This window comes from Senegalia massiliensis, from assembly GCF_009911265.1.
Lineage (GTDB): Bacteria > Bacillota > Clostridia > Tissierellales > SIT17 > Anaeromonas > Anaeromonas massiliensis_A.
The window spans coordinates 118,008-138,548 of record NZ_QXXA01000011.1 but is presented as its reverse complement, the minus strand read 5'-3'; the positions used below and the strand labels follow the sequence as shown (position 1 = coordinate 138,548).

At 29.3% G+C, this 20,541-nt stretch carries 20 protein-coding genes; all 20 read left to right on the top strand.

Going from position 1 to position 20,541, the window contains the following annotated elements:
• The 20 genes from D3Z33_RS11015 to D3Z33_RS10920 all read left to right on the top strand — a co-directional run bounded on the left by D3Z33_RS11015 (position 1) and on the right by D3Z33_RS10920 (position 20,529).
• Positions 1 to 165, top strand: a complete 165-nt coding sequence (locus D3Z33_RS11015) for a DUF6903 family protein (protein ID WP_243153490.1) — start codon at positions 1 to 3, stop codon at positions 163 to 165.
• Positions 166 to 182: 17 nt separating this feature from the next.
• A complete protein-coding gene (locus D3Z33_RS11010) occupies positions 183 to 1,157 on the top strand; it encodes an N-acetylglucosamine kinase (protein WP_160197809.1) in 975 nt (324 codons plus the stop codon).
• A gap of 101 nt (positions 1,158 to 1,258) precedes the next feature.
• On the top strand, positions 1,259 to 2,500 hold the full coding sequence (locus tag D3Z33_RS11005; RefSeq protein WP_160197808.1) for a Gfo/Idh/MocA family protein: 1,242 nt from the start codon (positions 1,259 to 1,261) through the stop codon (positions 2,498 to 2,500).
• Positions 2,501 to 2,658: 158 nt separating this feature from the next.
• Complete coding sequence (locus D3Z33_RS11000; RefSeq protein WP_160197807.1) at positions 2,659 to 3,387, top strand: GntR family transcriptional regulator; 729 nt, start codon at positions 2,659 to 2,661, stop codon at positions 3,385 to 3,387.
• 17 nt (positions 3,388 to 3,404) lie between these two features.
• Positions 3,405 to 4,577 carry an SIS domain-containing protein gene (locus D3Z33_RS10995; protein ID WP_160197806.1) on the top strand — a complete coding sequence of 391 codons (1,173 nt, stop codon included), beginning with the start codon at positions 3,405 to 3,407 and terminating at the stop codon, positions 4,575 to 4,577.
• A gap of 28 nt (positions 4,578 to 4,605) precedes the next feature.
• Entirely contained in the window at positions 4,606 to 5,082 is a 477-nt protein-coding gene (agaV, locus tag D3Z33_RS10990) for a PTS N-acetylgalactosamine transporter subunit IIB (protein ID WP_160197805.1), read from the top strand.
• A gap of 69 nt (positions 5,083 to 5,151) precedes the next feature.
• Positions 5,152 to 5,919, top strand: a complete 768-nt coding sequence (gene agaW, locus D3Z33_RS10985; protein ID WP_130805969.1) for a PTS N-acetylgalactosamine transporter subunit IIC — start codon at positions 5,152 to 5,154, stop codon at positions 5,917 to 5,919.
• The gene (locus D3Z33_RS10980; RefSeq protein ID WP_160197804.1) at positions 5,909 to 6,751 is read left to right on the top strand and encodes a PTS system mannose/fructose/sorbose family transporter subunit IID; all 843 of its coding nucleotides are present in this window, start codon (positions 5,909 to 5,911) and stop codon (positions 6,749 to 6,751) included. Before agaW ends, D3Z33_RS10980 begins: the two co-directional genes overlap by 11 nt.
• 62 nt (positions 6,752 to 6,813) lie before the next feature.
• On the top strand, positions 6,814 to 7,239 hold the full coding sequence (gene agaF, locus D3Z33_RS10975; protein WP_160197803.1) for a PTS galactosamine/N-acetylgalactosamine transporter subunit IIA: 426 nt from the start codon (positions 6,814 to 6,816) through the stop codon (positions 7,237 to 7,239).
• Positions 7,240 to 7,248: 9 nt separating this feature from the next.
• Positions 7,249 to 8,403 carry an N-acetylglucosamine-6-phosphate deacetylase gene (gene nagA / locus D3Z33_RS10970; RefSeq protein ID WP_160197802.1) on the top strand — a complete coding sequence of 385 codons (1,155 nt, stop codon included), beginning with the start codon at positions 7,249 to 7,251 and terminating at the stop codon, positions 8,401 to 8,403.
• Positions 8,404 to 9,258 carry a tagatose bisphosphate family class II aldolase gene (locus D3Z33_RS10965; protein ID WP_160197801.1) on the top strand — a complete coding sequence of 285 codons (855 nt, stop codon included), beginning with the start codon at positions 8,404 to 8,406 and terminating at the stop codon, positions 9,256 to 9,258.
• Between the two features lie 9 nt (positions 9,259 to 9,267).
• Positions 9,268 to 10,194, top strand: a complete 927-nt coding sequence (gene pfkB, locus D3Z33_RS10960; protein ID WP_160197800.1) for a 1-phosphofructokinase — start codon at positions 9,268 to 9,270, stop codon at positions 10,192 to 10,194.
• Positions 10,195 to 10,246: 52 nt separating this feature from the next.
• Entirely contained in the window at positions 10,247 to 11,047 is an 801-nt protein-coding gene (locus tag D3Z33_RS10955) for an HAD family hydrolase (RefSeq protein WP_160197799.1), read from the top strand.
• 155 nt (positions 11,048 to 11,202) lie between these two features.
• A complete protein-coding gene (locus D3Z33_RS10950) occupies positions 11,203 to 13,359 on the top strand; it encodes a Tex family protein (RefSeq protein ID WP_160197798.1) in 2,157 nt (718 codons plus the stop codon).
• Positions 13,360 to 13,403: 44 nt separating this feature from the next.
• Positions 13,404 to 14,477, top strand: a complete 1,074-nt coding sequence (gene orr / locus D3Z33_RS10945; RefSeq protein WP_160197797.1) for an ornithine racemase Orr — start codon at positions 13,404 to 13,406, stop codon at positions 14,475 to 14,477.
• 115 nt (positions 14,478 to 14,592) lie between these two features.
• Entirely contained in the window at positions 14,593 to 15,753 is a 1,161-nt protein-coding gene (locus D3Z33_RS10940; RefSeq protein ID WP_160197796.1) for a M20 family metallopeptidase, read from the top strand.
• Between the two features lie 32 nt (positions 15,754 to 15,785).
• Positions 15,786 to 17,030: a M20 family metallo-hydrolase gene (locus D3Z33_RS10935; protein ID WP_160197795.1), complete on the top strand. Its 1,245-nt coding sequence runs from the start codon at positions 15,786 to 15,788 to the stop codon at positions 17,028 to 17,030.
• Entirely contained in the window at positions 17,023 to 17,778 is a 756-nt protein-coding gene (locus D3Z33_RS10930) for an IclR family transcriptional regulator (RefSeq protein ID WP_160197794.1), read from the top strand. The genes D3Z33_RS10935 and D3Z33_RS10930 overlap by 8 nt, the downstream gene beginning before the upstream one ends.
• 116 nt (positions 17,779 to 17,894) lie before the next feature.
• The gene (locus D3Z33_RS10925; RefSeq protein WP_160197793.1) at positions 17,895 to 19,097 is read left to right on the top strand and encodes a M20 family metallopeptidase; all 1,203 of its coding nucleotides are present in this window, start codon (positions 17,895 to 17,897) and stop codon (positions 19,095 to 19,097) included.
• A 19-nt stretch (positions 19,098 to 19,116) separates the two neighbouring features.
• Positions 19,117 to 20,529 carry a YfcC family protein gene (locus D3Z33_RS10920; RefSeq protein ID WP_160197792.1) on the top strand — a complete coding sequence of 471 codons (1,413 nt, stop codon included), beginning with the start codon at positions 19,117 to 19,119 and terminating at the stop codon, positions 20,527 to 20,529.
• Positions 20,530 to 20,541: the final 12 nt, after the last annotated feature.

Below are 20,541 nucleotides of genomic sequence, written 5' to 3'. Positions count from 1 at the left end.
GTGAATAAAATTAAAGGAATACTTGCAGCTTTATTTTTTATAATTTCTCTATATTTAATAATAAAAGGTCAAACAATAAGAGACATTACAGGAGTATCAATGATGATGGTTGGACTTGCTGGTCTTTTAGTAGAGTTATACTTATATAATAGAAAATATGTTTAATACTATGAGGTGATATATTGAATTTCTTAGGTATAGATGGTGGTGGAAGCACTACAGAATTTATATTGATAGATGAAAAAGGTAGTGTGCTTTCACATCAGATAAAAGAAACATGTCATTATAAAAATACATCTTTTGATACTTTTAAAGATGTGATAAAAAACGGTATAGAAGAAATATGTACTCTAGCAAATATAAATATAAAAAATATAGATTATTCATATCTTGGTATACCAGGCTATGGTGAAATAGCATCTGATATGCCTATATTAGAAGAAATAATAAAACAAATATTAAATGGAACAGATTTTAAAATAGGAAATGATTCCGAGGTTGGTTGGGCAGGATCTCTTGCCTGTGAACCAGGAATAAATATAGTAGCTGGAACTGGTGCCATAGGTTTTGGTATAGATGGAAATGGAAAATCCGCTCGTTCAAGTGGTTGGGGTCACTTTATAGGAGATGAAGGTTCAGCATATTGGTTAGCTAAAAAATTACTTGAAACTTTCTCAAAGCAATCAGATGGAAGATTAGAACGGACACATCTATATGATATATTAAGAGAACATTTTAAATTGGAAGATGACTTTGACTTAATAGATATAATGAGTACAGCAGAATATGTTAAAAGAAATGAATTATCTAAACTTGCAAAAATTACTTCAATAGCAGCAGAAAAAGAAGATAAATATGCAGTTAGAATATATCGTGATGCAGCATATGAGCATTTTCTCACTATAAATGCAGTAATAGAAAAGCTTGATTTTGATGGAAATGAAAAAATAACAGTATCATATTCAGGTGGAGTATTTAAAGCAGGGAAGCATATATTAGAACCTTTAAGAGAATATTTAGAAGGTTTGAATAGAGGTATTAAATTAATAAGCCCATTACTTTCTCCAATAAAAGGAGCAGCATTATATGCAAGCAAGTTGTATTTTGGTGAAGTTAAAGAAGAGATAGTTGAGAATCTAAAAGAAAACAATATATAAATATCTAACTTAAAACACTCTCTAGTCTTATAAGCTTATAAGACTAGAGAGTGTTTTATGATATAATCTATATAAATAATATTTAGAAAGGAGTTAATTTTATGAAAATTAAAGTTGCACTAATTGGTGCAGGACAAAGAGGCAAGGATATATATGGGGAATATGCTATGAAAAATCCTGAAAATATAGAATTTGTTGCTGTAGCTGAACCAAATAGAATTAAAAGAAATATGTTTGCAGAAAGTCATGGAATAGATGAGGAATTTATTTTTGAATCTTGGGAAGAACTTTTAGAAAAAGATAAATTTTGTGATGCAGTTGTAATTGCTACACCAGATGATACCCATTTTGATCCAGCAAGCATTGCTTTAAAAAAGGGATATCATATATTACTTGAAAAACCTATGTCTAATGAAGCAGATGAGTGTATTGAACTTGGAAAACTTGCTAAAGAAAACAAAAGGGTGTTTTTAATAGCTCATGTACTTAGATATACACCATTTTTTAGTAAAATAAAAGAAATTATTGATAGTGGTGAAATTGGAAAGCTTATGACTATATCACATAATGAAAATATTGGATACTTCCATTTTGCTCATAGTTTTGTTAGAGGGAATTGGAGGAATTCAGATTTATCAAGTCCACTAATTTTGCAAAAAAGTTGTCATGATATGGATATATTATTATGGCTTGTAGGCAGTAATTGTACTAATGTATCTTCATTTGGAAGTTTAACCTATTTTAAAGAAGAAAATCATCCAGAAGGTGCAGGAGAAAGATGTATGAATTGTAAAGTAGAAGCAAGATGTCCATATTCAGCAAAAAAATTATATTATAAAAATATAGGAAATTGGCCATCAACTGTAATATCTGAAATTCAAACAGAAGAAGCTGTAAAAGAAGCAGTTAAATCTGGTCCATATGGTAGATGTGTATATCTTTGTGATAATAATGTATGTGATCATCAATCAACTATTTTAGAATTTGATAATGATGTTACAGTAACATTTAATTTATCTGCATTTACTAATAAGGTACATAGAACTATAAGGGTTATGGGAACTCTTGGAGAAATTAGAGCAGATGATAGTAAAAATGAAATTGATGTACAATTATTTGATTCTAATGAAAGAATAATTTATAATCCACAAGTTGTAGCTGGTGGACATGGTGGTGGAGATACAGGTATAATGAATGATTTTGTAGCTTCAATATTATCTGAAAGAGGAAAAGGACTTACCTCTGCTAGTACTTCAGTAGAAAGTCATATAATGGCATTTGCAGCAGAAGAGTCAAGGGTTACAAAAGAGACAATAGATATAAAAGAGTTTATGAATAAATAAGATTTTTTACTACTAATTAATATTATTCTATATTGTCGAAGAATTTTTTTAGGATTTTTGCATATATTTTAATAAAACTATTGACAACGTTATCAGAAAGGTATATATTAAAAGTAACAACTGGTACGTACAACATGACGATGTGAGAAGGTGATGAATTGATAGAAATAGACAAAAATAATAAATTACCTTTATATTATCAACTATATGAAATTATAGTTCATGATATAAAGAAAGGAACTTTTGCTGAGCATGATAAGTTGCCTTCTGAAAGAGAGTTATGCGAAAGGTTTGAAATAAGTCGCTCAACTGTAAGGCAGGCAATGAATGAACTTGAAAAAGATGGATATATTTATAAAGAGCATGGAAGAGGAATATTTGTTTCACCTAAATCTTTTAAACAAGATTTGTTTAAATTTTATAGTTTTACTGATGAAATGAAAAAGATAGGGAAAATTCCAACATCTAAAGTCTTAGATTTTAAAAAAATAAAGAGTGATGAAAGGTTAGCTAGAAAATTAGGTGTTAAGATAAATCAAAATTTATATGAATTTACAAGATTAAGACTTGCAGATGATGAACCTATAATGCTTGAAACATCATATTTACCTATGGTAAGGTTTCCAAATTTAATTAGAGAGCAATTAGAGGAAAATGCAATGTATGATATTTTTAGAGGTGAATATAATGTTGAATTTTCAAAAGCAGAAGAGAAGTTTAGACCAGTTAATACAAGGAAAGATGAGTCAGAAATACTTAAAGTTAGTAGAAAAGTACCTGGCATGATGATTGAAAGATATACTTATGAAAATGAGAGAGTTATAGAATATACAGTAAGTATAGCTAGAGGAGATAAGTTTGAATATAGAGTAATACTAGAAAAATAAATTTAGGAGTGAAAGAATTGAACAAAATCTTTGGTAATGATGTAGAAAAATTAAAAAATGAAGGTGGATATATAACTTCTTCTGAAATATATAATCAACCTTCAGTATGGGAAGATACACTAAAAATAATAGACTCTAAAAAAGATGAATTAAAAGACTTTTTAGATACCATACTAATTAAGAAAAACTTAAGAATAATTTTTACAGGGGCTGGTACATCTGGGTTTATAGGTGATACTGTTGTACCTAGTATAAAAAAGAAATTAGATGTGGATGTTGAGTCAATTCATACAACAGATATAGTAGCTGAGCCTGAAACATATCTTAAAAAGAGTGTTCCAACACTTTTAATATCATTTGCTCGTTCTGGGAATAGTCCTGAATCTGTTGCAACAATCGAGCTGGCACGTAATTTAGTAGATGAACTTTATCAAGTTGTAATTACTTGTAATAAAGATGGAAAGCTCGCTCAAAATATCAATCCAGAAATGGATAAATCTATTATTTTACCAGAAGAATCAAATGATAAAGGTTTTGCTATGACAAGTAGTTACACCTCAATGGTATTATCTTCACTAATGATTTTTGATTTAGATAATATAGAAAACATCAAAAAAGATATCAATAAATTATTTTCTATTGGAGAATATTTACTCAATAATACAGATTTAATAGAAACAATTTCAAATGCTAAATTTAAAAAGATAATTTATCTTGGAGCTGGCTCATTCTATGGTTTAGCAAGAGAATCTTCACTTAAATTATTAGAATTAACTCAGGGAGAAATAGTGACTAAATATGATACACCTCTTGGATTTAGACATGGTCCTAAATCAATAATGGATGATGAAACACTTATTGTAATGTTTTTATCTCGAGATGAGTATACTTTAAAATACGAAATGGATCTTTTAAAAGAATTATATAATCCTGATAGTAAATATAAAGTTTTAGCTATATCAGAAACAAAAGAAACTGAGATTGAAGAATTAAGTAATTATCATATAGCTTTAACCCATAGTAAATTAAATTTAGATAAAGCTTATTTATCAATTGATTATGTTATAATACCACAAATAATTTCAGTATTAAAATCTATAAACATAGGTATAAATCCAGATAATCCTAGCCCTGATGGTAGTGTTAACAGAGTGGTAAAAGGGGTAACCATATACCCATATAATAAATAAAATTTCAAAATATAAGAGGAGTGATTTTATGCCAAACATTTTACTTACAAGAATTGATAATAGACTCGTTCATGGTCAGGTGGGTGTTACATGGACTAGTCATTTAGGCGCGAACCTAGTACTTGTTGCAAATGATGAGGTTTCACATGATGAAGTAAGACAAAACTTAATGGATATGGTATTACCAGATACTGTAGCTACAAGATTTTTTACTTTACAAAAAACTATAGATGTAATTCATAAAGCAGCAGATAGACAAAAAATCTTTATAGTAGTTAAGACACCTCAAGATGTACTTACTCTTGTAAAAGGTGGAGTACCTATAAAAGAAGTAAATGTTGGAAATATGCATTATGCAGAAGGTAAGGAGCAACTTACTTCAACTATTTCTGTAGATGAAGACGATAAAAAGACTTTTAAAGAGTTACATGATTTAGGAGTAACATTTGATATGAGAAAAGTTCCTGATGACAAAAGGAACAAAAATATTATGGAAATGATATAAATTTTCTAAGAGTTATTGAGCTTTCAAGCTCTATAGCTCTTAGACATTAAAAAATAAGGAGGTAATTATATGTTAGATGCTTTACTTTTAGCACTTTGGGCTGGAATAGCTGGTATTGACCTTTTTAATGGTCTTACACATATTCACAGACCATTAGTATCAGGACTTGTAGTAGGTCTTATACTTGGAGATGTTCAAACAGGACTTATAACAGGCGGTATGTTAGAACTTGTTTGGATGGGAATGGCACCACTTGCAGGAGCTCAACCACCAAATGTTGTTGTAGGCGGTATAATTGGTGCATCTTTTGCAATACTTGCAAATCAAGAACCATCAGTGGCAGTTGGTATAGCTGTACCATTTGCAGTGGCAGCACAAGCAGGAATAACATTATTATTTACAGCATTCTCACCTGTAATGCATAAAGCAGATGAATATGCAGAAAAAGCTAATTTAAAAGGTATTGACAAAATTAATTATTTAGGACTTGCAATATTATTCGTATCATACTTCATAGTTGTATTTTTACCTATTTACTTTGGAGCAGACACTGCAGAATCAGTTGTAAATATGTTACCACAAACATTTATAGATGGATTATCTACTGCAGGTGGAATGATGCCAGCAATAGGTTTTGCATTACTTCTTAAAATAATGTTTAAGACTCAATATGTAGCATTTTTAATTATAGGTTTTGTACTTGTTGCTTATTTAGAATTACCAATCCTTGCAGTAGCACTTATAGGAGCTGCAATAGCAATGTATGATTTCTATAATGGTAAAAATAAAGGTAATACACCACCACCTAGTGAGGAGGTATATACTGATGGAATCTAATGTTAATAAAGAAGAATTAGTTGTTAATCCAGAATATGAAGATCAGACACCTGTAAAATTAGATAAAAAAGACTTAAATAAAATGGCTTGGAGATCATTACTTTTACAAGCATCATTTAACTATGAAAGAATGCAAGCTGGTGGTTGGCTATATTCAATGGCTCCAGCACTTGAAAAAATTCATAAGAAAAAAGAAGATTTATCAAAATCAATGAAAATGCATTTGGAATTTTTCAATACTCATCCATTCCTTGTAACATTTGTAATGGGAATAGTTGCAGCAATGGAAGGAAATAAAAATGATACTGAAACAATAAGAGGTATAAAAGTAGCTACAATGGGACCTCTTGGAGGAATAGGAGATGCATTATTCTGGTTAACTTTATTACCAATTAGTGCTGGTATTGGTGCTTCACTTGCTATAGATGGTAGTGTGGCAGGGCCTATAATATTCCTTATAATGTTTAATATTGTTCATTTTGGACTTAGATTTGGTTTAATGCATTATGGTTATAGAACCGGAGTTAACTCAATAGGAATTTTAAAAGAAAGTACAAAATTAGTTTCAAGAGCTGCTTCAATACTTGGACTTACAGTTGTAGGTGCATTAATTGCTTCATACATCAATTTATCATTAGATGTAGTAATAAAAGCAGGAGAAGCAGAAGTTAATCTTCAAGAAGGTGTACTAGATCAAATAATGCCAAAAATGCTTCCACTTGGCTATGCATTTTTAATGTATTATTTACTTAAAAAAGGTTGGTCACCACTTGCTCTTATTGGAATAACAGTAGTATTTGGTGTAGCAGGACAATATTTAGGATTATTTTAATAAACATAATTAAATATGGAAGACCACTGGTCTTCCATATTTTAAATGAAAGGAGATAAAAAATGATAGGTTTAATAATAACAGGTCATGGTGAATTTGCTAAAGGGATAAATTCGGTTATAGAACTTGTAGCAGGTAAACAAGAAAATGTAGCTACTGTAGATTTTCTAGAAAATCATTCTACAGAAGATTTAAAAAATAATTTAAAAGAAAAAATAGAAAATATGAATACAGAAGGCACTTTAATATTTACAGATATTCCAGGAGGTTCTCCTTTTAAAATGGCAGTAGAACTATCAATGGAACATGATGATATTGAAGTAATAGCAGGTACAAATGTACCAATGATAATGGAAATATTATTTGATAGAGAAAATGTAGATTTATTAGAGCTTAAAAATAGAGCAATGGAAGTAGGAAAAAAACAAATAGTAACTTTTGAAATGAAGAAAAAGCAAAAACAACAGGATGAAGATGACGGGATATAAGGTGATAATATGAAATATGCTATAAAAGCAAAACAAATATATACTGAAGATAATATTTTAGAAGATGGATATATTATTATAAACCATGGAAAAATAGAAAAAATATCAAAACAAAATGATGAAAGAGTAAATGTTATAGATGTAGGAGAATTAAAGGTTATTCCAGGATTAATAGACCTTCATATCCATGGAGCAAATGGATATGATGTTATGGATGCTGATTATAATTCTTTGGACAATATATCTAAATATCTTGCTGAAAATGGTGTAACTTCATTTTTAGCTACAACACTTACAGCACCTATGGAAAAAATAGAAAAGGCTATGGAAAATGTAGTTAAAGCTAAAGACAAAGGACTAACAGGTGCAGAGGTTTTAGGAACATATTTGGAAGGACCATATTTAACTGAAGAGCATAAAGGAGCTCACCCAGTAAACTTTATGAGAGAACTTAAATTAGATGAGATAAAAAAACTTATTGAGATATCTAAGAATACACTTAAAGTTGTAACAATAGCTCCAGAAAAAGAGAATTCAGAAGAAATTATTAAATATTTAAAAGAAAAAGGTATTGAAACATCAATAGGTCATACAAATGCAACTTATGAACAGACCATAGAAGCTATAAAAAATGGGGCACAAATTGGTGTGCATACTTTTAATGGTATGACAGGACTTCATCATAGAGAGCCTGGTGTAGTAGGGGCAATAATGGATAGTGAAAATATATATGCAGAATTAATAGCAGATAATATTCATGTTAATCCAGCAGTTATGAGAATACTCTATAGATTAAAGAAAAATGATAAATTATATCTTATAAGTGATTGTATGAGAGCTGGTGGACTTGAAGATGGAGAATATTCTTTAGGAGAATTAAAAGTAAATGTAAAAAATTCTATAGCTAGAACTGAATATGGCTCACTTGCAGGAAGTACTCTTAAGATTAAAAATGGAGTAAAAAATATAAAAAAAGCCACTGGTATAGATCTATATGAAGCTATAAGACTTGCATCAATTATACCAGCAAAAGCTATAGGAATAGATGATGAAGTAGGTAGTATAAAACAAAATAAGAAAGCAAATATCACTATAATAGATGATGAATTTAATATATATATGACTATAGTAGAAGGTAACATTGTTTACGAAAGGAAGATGTAGATGTTTATTGTATCAAGTAAAAATTTATTAGAAGATGCTAGAAAAGGTGGATATGCAGTACCTGCATTTAATATTCACAACTTAGAAACAGTACAAGTAGTAGTAGAAGCTGCAAATGAATTAAATTCTCCAGTAATACTTGCAGCAACTCCAGGAACAGTAGGTTATGCTGGTGAAGATTATCTTATAAATATAATGAAAGCAGCAGCAAAAAATTCAAATGTACCTATTGCATATCATTTAGATCATCATGAAGATGTAGAAGCTATAGAACGATCTATAAAACTTGGAGCAAAAGCAGTAATGATTGATGCATCTGCTCTTCCTTATGAAGAAAATATTGCAAAAGTTAAATCTGTAGTAGATTTTGCAAAAAAATATGATGTATCTGTTGAAGCAGAACTTGGAAAATTAGTAGGTGTAGAAGATGATTTAGTAGTAGATGAATCTGAATCTCAATTAACAGATCCAGAACTTGCAAATGATTTTGTAGAAAGAACTGGAATAGATTCCCTTGCTGTAGCAATAGGTACAGCACATGGATTATATAAATCAGAACCTAATATAGATTTCGAAAGATTAGAAAAAATAGAGAAAAAAGTTGATGTTCCTCTAGTATTACATGGTGCATCTGATGTACCTGATGAAACAGTGAAAAGATGTATAGAACTTGGAATTTGTAAAGTAAATATTGCAACAGAATTAAAAATAGCTTTTTCTGACCAACTAAAAAAATATTTAAAAGAAAATCCAGAAGCTAATGATCCAAGAAAATATATGAAAGATGCTAAAGCTAGCATGAAAGAATTAGTTAAAAAGAAAATATTATTATGTAATAGTAATGATAAGGCATAAGGTGATAAAATGATTGGAACAATCACATTAAATCCAGCAGTAGATAGACGATATAATATAGACATTTTAGAAAAAAATACTGTAAAAAGAACAGAGGATTATATGGCTAGTGCTGGAGGTAAAGGCTTAAATGTTTCAAGAGTAGCAAGAATTTTAGGAGAGGATGTAACTGCATTTGGTTTCTTAGGTGGGAATACAGGTGATTTTATAAGAAATGAAATATCGAAATTAGGTATAAATGATAGTTTTACATCTGTTAATGGAACAACAAGAACATGTTTAAATATAATTGATGACAATAATGATAATATTGAAATATTAGAAAAAGGTCCAGTTATATCAAAAAAAGATAAACATAAATTTTTAGAAGAATTTGAATTACAATTAGAGAGATTAGATATTATTGCTATGTCAGGTAGTTTACCTAAAGGAGTAGATATAAATATTTATTCTGATATAATTGAAATAGCAAAAAAATATAATAAAAAAGTAATACTTGATACAAGTGGAAATGTACTTTTAGAAAATTTAAAGTCAAATCCATTTTTAGTAAAACCAAACAAAGAAGAATTAGAAAATATAACTGGTATAAAACTAGACTCTGAAGAGGCTATAAAGATGTCGGCCCATAAAATATTAAGAAGAGGTGCAAAAAATATTTTAGTATCACTTGGAGATAATGGAATGTACTTTTTTGGTGAAGAAGGAAATTTTAAAGTAGATATACCAAAAATAAAAATTAAAAATACAGTAGGTTCAGGTGATAGTTCTGTAGCTGGATTTGCATACTCCTTTTCAAAAGGTCTTGATATTCAAGAAGTATTAAAATATGCAAATGCTTGTGGGATGAGTAATGCAATGGAAAAAGGAACAGGTAGTATCGACATAGAAAAAGTAAATGAATTAAGAAAAAAAATAATAGTAAGAAAAATATAAATAGCTGAGGATTAATCCTCAGCTATTTAGCTATAAAAGGAAGGTGGATAAAATGATAAAGCTTATTGCAACAGATATGGATGGAACACTGGTTCAAAGTGATGGTAATATCAGTGACGAATTTCCAGAGATTTTTAAAAAGTTAAGAGAAAAAGGTATAAAATTTGTGGTAGCAAGCGGAAGGCAATATTACAAATTAAGAGAAAATTTTAATGAGTATTCTGATGATATGGCATTTATTGCAGATAATGGTACTATGGTAATGTACAAAGAGGAAGAATTATATTCTAAAGAATTAAATTACCGTCAAGTAAAAGAAATTATAAAAAAAATAGAACATATGGAAAATACACACTTAGTGCTTTCTGGTAAGAAAAAGGCTTATTTAGATACTAATAAAAAAGAAATAATAGATGAAATAGAGAAATATTATAAGGAGTATGAAATAGTAGATGATTTAGAAACAATTGATGATGAAATATTAAAAATAGCTGTATATCATCCAGAAAATATTGAAGATCTATATAACGAATATTTTTCACCACATTTTGGGGATAAAGCTAAGGTTTCAGTATCAGGTGAATTTTGGTTAGATGTATATAGCAAAGATACGGACAAAGGCATAGCACTCAAGATGATACAAGAAAAATTTAATATAAAAAAAGAGGAAACAATGGCTTTTGGTGACTATTTTAATGATACTCCAATGCTAAAGGAAGCAAAATATAGTTATGCCATGGAAAATGCTCCAGAGGAGTTCAAAAAAGATGCTAATTTCATAGCAAAATCTAATGATGAAAATGGGGTAATAGAAGCAATTAAAGAAAAAATAAATTTGAGTAAATCTTCCTAAAACTATATAATAATAACATAAAGTAAGACTAAATCAGATTCATTTCTGATGGATAGTAGTCTTATCCAGGAGCTGTACAATTCTTTATACATTATCTTCAAGATGGATAAGTAGAATTGCAAGCTATAGGATCAGTAATTTTAGGAGGAAAATAAATGGATATAGCATTAAAACTGGCAAAAGAATTTAATATAAGAAAAAAACAAGTAGAAGATACTATTAGCTTGATTGATGAAGGTAATACTATACCTTTTATAGCAAGATATAGAAAAGAAGTTACAGGAGGATTATCTGATGAACTTTTACGTGATTTAGATGAATCACTTACTTACCTTAGAAACCTTGAATCTAGAAAAGAAGAAGTAATTCGTTTAATAGATGAACAAGAAAAACTTACAGATGAATTAGAAAAGGAAATATTATCTGCAGAAAAATTACAAAGAGTAGAAGATTTATATAGGCCTTTCAAACAAAAAAGAAGAACAAGAGCTACAAAAGCAAAAGAAAAGGGACTAGAACTATTAGCTGATACTATGCTCAAACAAGAAATAGAAGTTGGAAACATTGAAGAAATAGCGAAAGAATATATTGATGAAGAAAAAGAAGTAAATTCAGCACAAGAGGCAATAGATGGTGCAAAGGATATAATAGCTGAAATTATATCTGATAATGCGGATTTTAGAAAATATATTAGAGGAGTATGGTATAATAAATCTGTAATTTCTTCAGCATTATCTAAAGAAGATAAAAACTCAGTATATGAAATGTATTATGAATATAATGAAGAAGTTAAAAAGATAGCAAATCATAGAATACTTGCAATAAACCGTGGAGAAAAAGAAGGTATATTAAAGATAAATCTAATAACTCCAGATGATATAATATTAGACTATTTAAAAAGGAATACTATAACAAATGAAAATAGCATTTTTAAATCTGCTATAATAGAATCTATAGAAGATTCCTATAAAAGACTTATTTCTCCATCTATAGAAAGAGAAATAAGATCAAGACTTACAGAAAGAGCAGAAGAAGAAGCAATAAAGGTATTTGCAAAAAATACAAAGCCACTTCTTATGATACCACCGGTATCTGGGGTAAGAGTAATGGCTATTGATCCTAGTTTTAGAACAGGATGTAAGATTGCAGTATTAGATGAAACAGGAAAATTATTAGACTATACTACTATATATCCAAATGAACCTCAGAATAGAGTGGAAGAATCTAAAAAAATAATGAAAGATATAATACAAAAATATGATATAAATATTATTCCAATTGGTAATGGTACAGCCTCAAGAGAAACTGAAGCTATTGTATCCAGTATGTTAAATGAAATAGAAAAAAAGGTATATTATACAATTGTATCAGAAGCAGGAGCCTCAGTATATTCTGCATCTAAACTTGGAACTGAAGAATATCCAGATATAGATGTTTCTATAAGAGGAGCAATAAGTATAGGTAGAAGACTTCAAGATCCTCTTGCAGAATTAGTAAAAATTGATCCAAAAAGTATAGGAGTAGGTCAATATCAACATGATTTAAATCAATCTAAACTTTCACATTCTCTTAAATCAGTAGTAGAAGATTGTGTTAATACAGTTGGAGTAGATTTAAATACAGCATCACCTTCACTTCTCAACTATGTTGCTGGCTTATCACCTTCAGTATCTAAAAACATAGTAAAATATAGAGAAGAGATAGGAAAATTCAAAAATAGAAAAGAAATTAAAAAAGTTAAAAGACTTGGTGGAAAAACTTTTGAACAATGTGCAGGATTCCTTAGAATATCAGAAGGAGATAATCCCCTTGATAATACTTCAGTTCATCCTGAAAGTTATGATATAACTATGAAATTAATAAATAGATTAGGTTATTCAAAACAAGATATAAAAAGTGGAAAACTTAAAGATATAAAATCTAAGATAATAGAAAATGGTTCAATAGAAGAATTGGCAGAAGAATTAGAGGTAGGAGTTCCAACACTAAAAGATATAGCAAAAGAAATAGAAAAGCCAGGACGTGATCCAAGGGAAGATATGCCTAAGCCAGTATTTAGATCAGATGTACTTAAGATGGAAGACTTAAAACCTGAAATGATATTAAGTGGAACAGTAAGAAATGTAGTAGATTTTGGTGCATTTATAGATATTGGAGTAAAACAAGATGGTTTAGTTCATATATCTCAGTTAAGTGATAAATATGTAAAAAATCCAATGGATATAGTTTCAGTAGGAGATAGTGTAAAAGTAAAAGTTATTGATGTGGATTTAGAAAAAGGTAGAGTATCACTTACAATGAAAGGTATTTAAAGAAATTTAAATATAAACAAATTAAAATATTGGGGGAGTATAAAATGACAAAAAGGTATCCAAGAGTTGAAGTGGATTTAGGAAAAATCACTCATAACACTAAGAAGATGGTTGATATTTGTAAATCCATAGGAGTGGAAATAGTAGGAGTGAATAAGGTTACTTGTGGATCAGTTGAAGTTGCAAATGCATTAATAGAAGGTGGAATAAAAATAATAGGTGAATCCAGAATAGAAGCATTAAAAGGATTAAAGGATATAAAAGCAGAAAAAATGTTACTTCGTCTTCCTATGATATCTAATGCAGCTGATGTAGTAAAATTCTCAGATATATCCTTAAATTCAGAAATTAAAACTATAACAAAGTTATCTGAAGAATCTCTTAAAATAGGTAAAAAACATAAAATAATACTTATGATAGATGTTGGTGATTTAAGAGAAGGAGTTTTTGATGAAGAAGATGCATTAAAAACAGTGGAAAAAATAATAGAACTAAAGGGTGTAGAGTTTGAAGGACTTGGTACTAATCTATCTTGTTTTGGTGGGATAATGCCTACAGAAGAAAATTTAGAAAAATTAAATAGACTAAAAACAAAAATAGAGGAAAAGTTTGATATAAAAGTTAATACTATATCAGGAGGAAACTCAAGTAGTACACATTTAATTCAAAAAGGAAAATTGCCTAATTTTGTTAATCAATTAAGATTTGGAACAATTTTAATGCTAGGTACAGTAGAAGTAAATGATACTAGAATAGATGATACATTTATAGATGCATATAAACTTAAAACAGAAATAATAGAACTTAAAAAGAAACCTTCAAAACCTATAGGTACTGCATCTGTAGATGCCTTTGGTAGTGTACCTGTATTTGAAGATAAAGGAGATATGATAAGAGCAATATGTGCAATAGGAAGACAAGATATTGACTTAGATTGGATGAAGCCTATAGATGAAAATATAGAGATATTAGGAGGAAGTAGTGATCATATTATATTAGATTTAACTCATACAAATAATAATTATGATATAGGCGACGTATTAGAATTTGAACTGAATTATGTAGCAATATTAAGGTCCATGACATCACAATTTATATATAAAGATTATTTGAAATAAATAATAATTATAGAAAGAACTTTGAGTTTAATTCAAGGTTCTTTTAATTTAAAAAATATTAAATAGGGTAAAATAAATAATATGACAATTTTAAAATTGAAAGGAGAATTTATAAATGAATAGTATTGATAAAATAGTAAAAGATTTAGAAAAGGAACTTAAAGATTTAAGTAAATACATATATGATAATCCTGAGCTAGGATATGAAGAATATAAATCTAGTAAGGCTCATATAGATATATTAAAAAAGCATGGATTTGATGTAGAAGAAAACTATTTAGATATAGATACAGCATTTAAAGCTACTTATGATAGTGGTAAAGAAGGGTCGACTATTAGTTATTTAGCTGAATATGATGCACTTCCAGGCATAGGTCATGGGTGTGGTCATAATATACTTGGAACTACAAGTACTGGAGCTGGAATTACATTAAGTAAAATCATAGATGATATTGGTGGAAAAGTAGTAGTATTTGGGACACCAGCAGAAGAAACTAGCGGTGCTAAAGTAATAATGGTAGAAAAGGGTTCCTTTGATGATATAGATGTAGCAATGATAGCTCACCCAGGGGATAAATATGAAAAAAGTGGAAAAAGTCTGGCAATGGAAGCTATACAATTTAAATATACAGGAAGAACAGCTCATGCTGCAGCTTCTCCTCATGAAGGTATAAATGCGTTAGATGCAGCAATAAATACTTTTAATAATATAAATGCGTTCAGAGAACATATTTTACCTTCTGCAAGAATTCATGGAATAATAAAAGAAGGTGGACAAGCTGCTAATATTGTACCTGATTTAGCTATAGCACAATTTTATGTAAGAGCTACTACTAAAACATATTTAACTGAATTAGTAGAAAAAGTTAAGAACTGTGCTAAGGGAGCATCACTTGCAGCAGGAACAGAAATAGAAATATCAAATTATGAAGCATCTTATGATAATATGGTTACAAATAATGTGTTGTCTGATTTATATACAAAAAATTTAAAAGATACTGGTGTAGAAGAAATACATGAGCCTAGAGAAAGCTTTGGTTCTATAGATGCAGGAAATGTAAGTCAAGTATGCCCTGCAATTCATCCAACATTTGATATTACAGGACGAGAAGTTCCAGGTCATACAAGAGAATTTAGGGATGCTACACTTACAGATTATGCACATGAAAATATGAAGAAAACAATAAAAGCTTTAGCTACAACTGGAAAAGAAATAATTGAAAATAAAGATATATTAGAAAAGATAAAAGAAGAATTTAACAATACTAACAAATAATTAAATGATATAATGGTATTGGAGATGATAATATGAGAATAAATTTAGGTAGAGTAGTTAATGATATTGAACAATTAGCTAGATTTAATGAGACACCAGGAAATGGAGTAACAAGACTCTCTTTTACAAAAGAAGATAAAGAAGCTAGAGAATATATAAAAAAGGAAATGAAGAAAATAGGCTTAGAGATATATGAAGACGGTTATTCTAATCTATTTGGTAGAAGAGAAGGGAAAAATTCTAATGCACTAGTTATTATGTTTGGTTCTCATTATGACAGTGTAATAAATGGTGGAAAATTAGATGGAGTATTAGGAGTAGTAGCAGCTATTGAAATCATGAGAGTATTGGATGAAAATAATATAGAAAATTTCTATCCAATAGAAATGGTTGCAATGAATGATGAAGAAGGAGTACGTTTTGGTACTGGAGTATCAAATTCTAGATCTATGGCAGGATTAATTAAAGAAGAAGAATTAGATAGGGCTAAAGACAAAAAAGGAGTTAGCTTAAGAGAAGCAATGATAGAATTTGGCTTAACCCCTAATTTAGAAGATGCAAAAAGGGATGAGAATTCCATAAAAGCTTTTATAGAACTTCATATTGAACAAGGACCTGTTTTACAAAATAATAATAAAGATATAGGACTTGTAGAAACAATAGTAGGATTAGATAGATATGATATAAAATTCAAAGGAAAAGCAGGACATGCAGGTACTACTCCTATGGACAATAGAAAAGATGCATTAGTTGCAGCATCAAAATTTATAATTTCTATAGAAAAAATAGCAAAAAATATAGGTGAAGGTACAGTAGCAACTGTTGGTGAACTAAAGTTATCCCCAAATGCTTCTAATGTTATACCTGGCTTTGTAGAAATTTCAGTAGATATTAGATCTACTAAAGAACAAAATATTAATAGTGTATATAATAGTTTTAAAAATGAAATTGAAAAAATAAAAAAAGAATTAGATGTAGATATTGAAGTTATAAAGACACTTTATACGCCTCCAGTAGACTTATCAGAAGAAAATATAAAGCTAATGGAAAATATATCAGAAAAATTGGGATACAAATATTTAAAAATGAATAGTGGTGCAGGACATGATGCAATGAATATGGCTCATATAACTCCTACATCTTTAATATTCGTACCTAGTGAAAATGGGTTAAGTCATCATCCAGATGAATTTACTAAGCCTAAAGATTTTGAAAAGGGTATTGAACTGATGTTAAATACTATAGTAGAGTTAGCAATGAGGTATGATAATGAGTAGTAAAAATTTATCAAGCATTGAAAAATCTATATTAATACTTAATAAATTAAGCGATACACCATATGAGTATAAAGCACAAGAATTAGCAGATATATTAGAAATAAATAAAACAACCATACACAGAATTTTAAATGTTTTTTTAGAAAATGATTTAGTAATAAAAGATAATTTAACTAAGATGTATAGATTAGGTCCTCAAGTCTATAGATTAGGAAGTGTATATTTGAATAATTTTAACTTTGAAAATAAAGTAGAAGAGATATTAAATGAAATATCTGCTGAAGCAAAAGAATCTGTAGGTTTAGCTATAAGAGATAGAGAAAAAATAATATCACTTTATGAAATTGAATTATATCAACCTATGAAAATGAATTACAGGCCAGGAATTTTTTATCCTATAAATCGAGGCTGTTATGGAAAATGTCTTATGGCTTATTACGATAGAGAAAAAGTAATAAAAATATTACAGAAAGAAACATATGAGAAAGTAGCTAAAAATACACTTACAACTACTCAAAAAATTTTACAAGAGTATGAAAAAATAAAAAAAGATGGTTATGTAACTAGTATAGAAGAAAGTTTTAAATATGCAATAGGGGTAGGTATTCCTATATTTAACTCTAAAAGAGAAGTTGTAGCCTGCTTAGCTGTATCTTTTTTAAAAACGGATGACTATATGAAAAAAATAGAAAAATTAAAAGAAATATTATTTAAATATAGACCAAAGGTAGAAAAATATATTCCATAAATTTATGGAATATATTTTTTTGTAGTAATATTCAGAAGATTATGTTATAATTATTACAAATAGTTCATATACCAAATCTATAGTTCATATAATGAACTATAAGAAAGGGGAGTTTAATGTATAATAAAAAAGTCGATGAAATTAAGGAATTAATTTCAGAAAAAGAAGTTATTAAGATTATCAAAGAATTAGTAGAAATACCAAGTTATCCAGGAATTCAATCGCAAGAAACAAAAGTTGCAGAAAAAATTAAACATATTTTTGAATCTGAAAATATTAAAGTGGAAGTTCAAGAAGTAGTAGATGGAAGGTGTAATGTTATTGCAAGAATCAAAGGAAATGGTATCGGAAAGAATTTATTATTAACAGGACATACTGATACTGTACCTCCATATGATATGGAAAATGCATGTAAATTAATAGAAAAAGACAATAAACTATATGGAAGAGGGACTGTAGATATGAAAGGACCTTTAGCATGCATGATAGCTTCTATGATAGCAATTAAAAGGTCAAAAGTTGAATTAAAAGGTGATTTAATATTTGCAGGAGTAATTGATGAAGAAGAAGGTAGTGAAGGAACCATAGATTTACTTAAAAGAAATTTAGATATAGATGCTGCCATAGTTGGAGAGCCTACAAGGCTAGAAATATGTGTGGCTCATAGAGGATTAGAATGGATTGAGTTTGATTTTGTAGGAAAAACTGTTCATGGTGGAAAACAAGAAGAAGGTATAAATGCAATAGTAAAAGCAACAAATTTTATACAGAGGATAGAAGATGAAGTTATACCAAAAATATACTCAAATACTCATCCTATAATAGGTACATCTTCTATGAATTATGGAACTATAAATGGTGGAACTCAGCCAAGTACAGTAGCAGGAAATTGCAAACTCAAAATAGATAGAAGATGGGTACCAAAAGAAAACTATCAAGATATGTTAAAAGAATATCAAGATATTTTAGATGATATGTCTAAAAAAGATGATAAATTTAAATGTGAAATGAAAATAATGAAAGAAAGTGTTATGAGAGATGGTTATGTTCATGAAGCTATGGAAACAGATACAAATAGTGATATAGTGAAGATATCTAAAGGTATAACAGATAAAATAATGGATAAAGATACAAAATTAACTTATTTCCCAGCATGGACTGATGGAGGATTACTTTCATCATATGCAAATATAGAGACGATTGTATTTGCGCCAGGAGATTTGGAATCAGCTCATTCATCTAAGGAGTTTATAGACAAAAAGCAAGTTTATCCTGCTACAGTTATATATACATTGATAGCCATGGAATATTGTAGTTAAAAAAATAGGGGGTATATAAATGAGTGATGTTAAATTAGATAATAAAAAGAAAAAGTTTAAGGTACCACATGTATATGTAATACTATTAACAATAATTTTAATTTGTGGAGTTCTCACATACATTGTACCAGCTGGCGAATATAATATGGTGGAAAACGAAGAGGGAAGAGAAGTATTAGATCCTGAATCATTTGAAAATGTTGAAAAAACACCAGTAACTCCATTTGGATTGTTAAAATCTGTACCAAAAGGTATGGTTGAAACGGCATTAATAATATTTTTCATTTTCATAGTTGGTGGATCATTTGCTGTTGTAGAAGCAACAGGAGCTACAGAAGCAGGATTAGGTAAAGTAACTATAATGATGGCAGGCAAAGAAAAACTAATAATACCTATAATTATGTTTGTATTTTCACTTGGTGGTGCTGTTTTTGGTATGGCAGAAGAAACACTTCCCTTTATACCTATAATGGTAACACTTGCAATAGCACTTGGATTTGACTCTCTTACAGGAGTAGGAATGGTGCTTGTAGGAGCTGGGGCTGGATTTGCAGGGGCATTTATGAATCCTTTTACTATAGGAGTAGCACAAGGTATAGCTGGAATTCCTTTATTTTCTGGTATGGGATATAGAATATTCGCATATATTGTGATGTATCTATTAGCTACCTCATTTATTTTCTGGTATGCAGGAAGGGTTAAGAAAAATCCTAAAAAATCATTAATGTATGAAGCAGATCAAAAAAGAGAAGATACTCTAGATTTAGATAATTTAATGGATTTTACAGTAAGGCATAAAATAGTTTTATTAGTAGTAGCAGTAACAATAGGATTATTAGTATTTGGTGTTGTAAATTATGGTTGGTATATAGAACAAATTTCTGCACTCTTCTTAGGGATGGCTATAGTAGTTGCTATTGTAGGAGGACTTGGATTTAATGGCTTTGCAGAAAGTCTCATAGAAGGTATGTCTAATCTAGCGGGAGGAGCTCTAGTTGTTGGATTTGCAAGGGCTATACTTGTCGTACTTACAGAAGGGCAAATACTTGACACAATATTACATTCTACAGCTAGTTTAGTATCAGGACTACCATCATATCTTGCAGCATTAGGAATGTATATTTTCCAATGTTTCCTTAATTTTATAGTACCATCAGGCAGTGGTCAGGCAGCAGTTTCTATACCAATTTTAGCTCCACTTTCAGATTTAGTAGGAGTAACAAGACAAACTGCTGTACTTGCTTATCAATTTGGAGATGGAATTTCTAATATTTTCACACCAACTTCAGGATATTTTATGGCAGGTCTTGCTTTAGCAAAAGTACCTTGGGACAAATGGGCAAAATGGATACTACCTTTGATTTTAGTAGAATATATAGTTGCAGGAGTATTAGTTGTAATAGCTAATCTCATTAATTTTGGTCCATTTTAAAAATTATAATTG

Excerpts from the sequence above, each read along its gene's own strand:
- D3Z33_RS11005 (WP_160197808.1), top strand. The coding sequence starts at position 1,259 with ATGAAAATTAAAGTTGCACTAATTGGTGCAGGACAAAGAGGCAAGGAT.
- agaV (WP_160197805.1), top strand. The coding sequence starts at position 4,606 with ATGCCAAACATTTTACTTACAAGAATTGATAATAGACTCGTTCATGGT.
- agaW (WP_130805969.1), top strand. The coding sequence starts at position 5,152 with ATGTTAGATGCTTTACTTTTAGCACTTTGGGCTGGAATAGCTGGTATT.
- D3Z33_RS10980 (WP_160197804.1), top strand. The coding sequence starts at position 5,909 with ATGGAATCTAATGTTAATAAAGAAGAATTAGTTGTTAATCCAGAATAT.
- agaF (WP_160197803.1), top strand. The coding sequence starts at position 6,814 with ATGATAGGTTTAATAATAACAGGTCATGGTGAATTTGCTAAAGGGATA.
- nagA (WP_160197802.1), top strand. The coding sequence starts at position 7,249 with ATGAAATATGCTATAAAAGCAAAACAAATATATACTGAAGATAATATT.
- D3Z33_RS10965 (WP_160197801.1), top strand. The coding sequence starts at position 8,404 with ATGTTTATTGTATCAAGTAAAAATTTATTAGAAGATGCTAGAAAAGGT.
- pfkB (WP_160197800.1), top strand. The coding sequence starts at position 9,268 with ATGATTGGAACAATCACATTAAATCCAGCAGTAGATAGACGATATAAT.
- D3Z33_RS10955 (WP_160197799.1), top strand. The coding sequence starts at position 10,247 with ATGATAAAGCTTATTGCAACAGATATGGATGGAACACTGGTTCAAAGT.
- D3Z33_RS10950 (WP_160197798.1), top strand. The coding sequence starts at position 11,203 with ATGGATATAGCATTAAAACTGGCAAAAGAATTTAATATAAGAAAAAAA.
- orr (WP_160197797.1), top strand. The coding sequence starts at position 13,404 with ATGACAAAAAGGTATCCAAGAGTTGAAGTGGATTTAGGAAAAATCACT.
- D3Z33_RS10940 (WP_160197796.1), top strand. The coding sequence starts at position 14,593 with ATGAATAGTATTGATAAAATAGTAAAAGATTTAGAAAAGGAACTTAAA.
- D3Z33_RS10935 (WP_160197795.1), top strand. The coding sequence starts at position 15,786 with ATGAGAATAAATTTAGGTAGAGTAGTTAATGATATTGAACAATTAGCT.
- D3Z33_RS10930 (WP_160197794.1), top strand. The coding sequence starts at position 17,023 with ATGAGTAGTAAAAATTTATCAAGCATTGAAAAATCTATATTAATACTT.
- D3Z33_RS10925 (WP_160197793.1), top strand. The coding sequence starts at position 17,895 with ATGTATAATAAAAAAGTCGATGAAATTAAGGAATTAATTTCAGAAAAA.
- D3Z33_RS10920 (WP_160197792.1), top strand. The coding sequence starts at position 19,117 with ATGAGTGATGTTAAATTAGATAATAAAAAGAAAAAGTTTAAGGTACCA.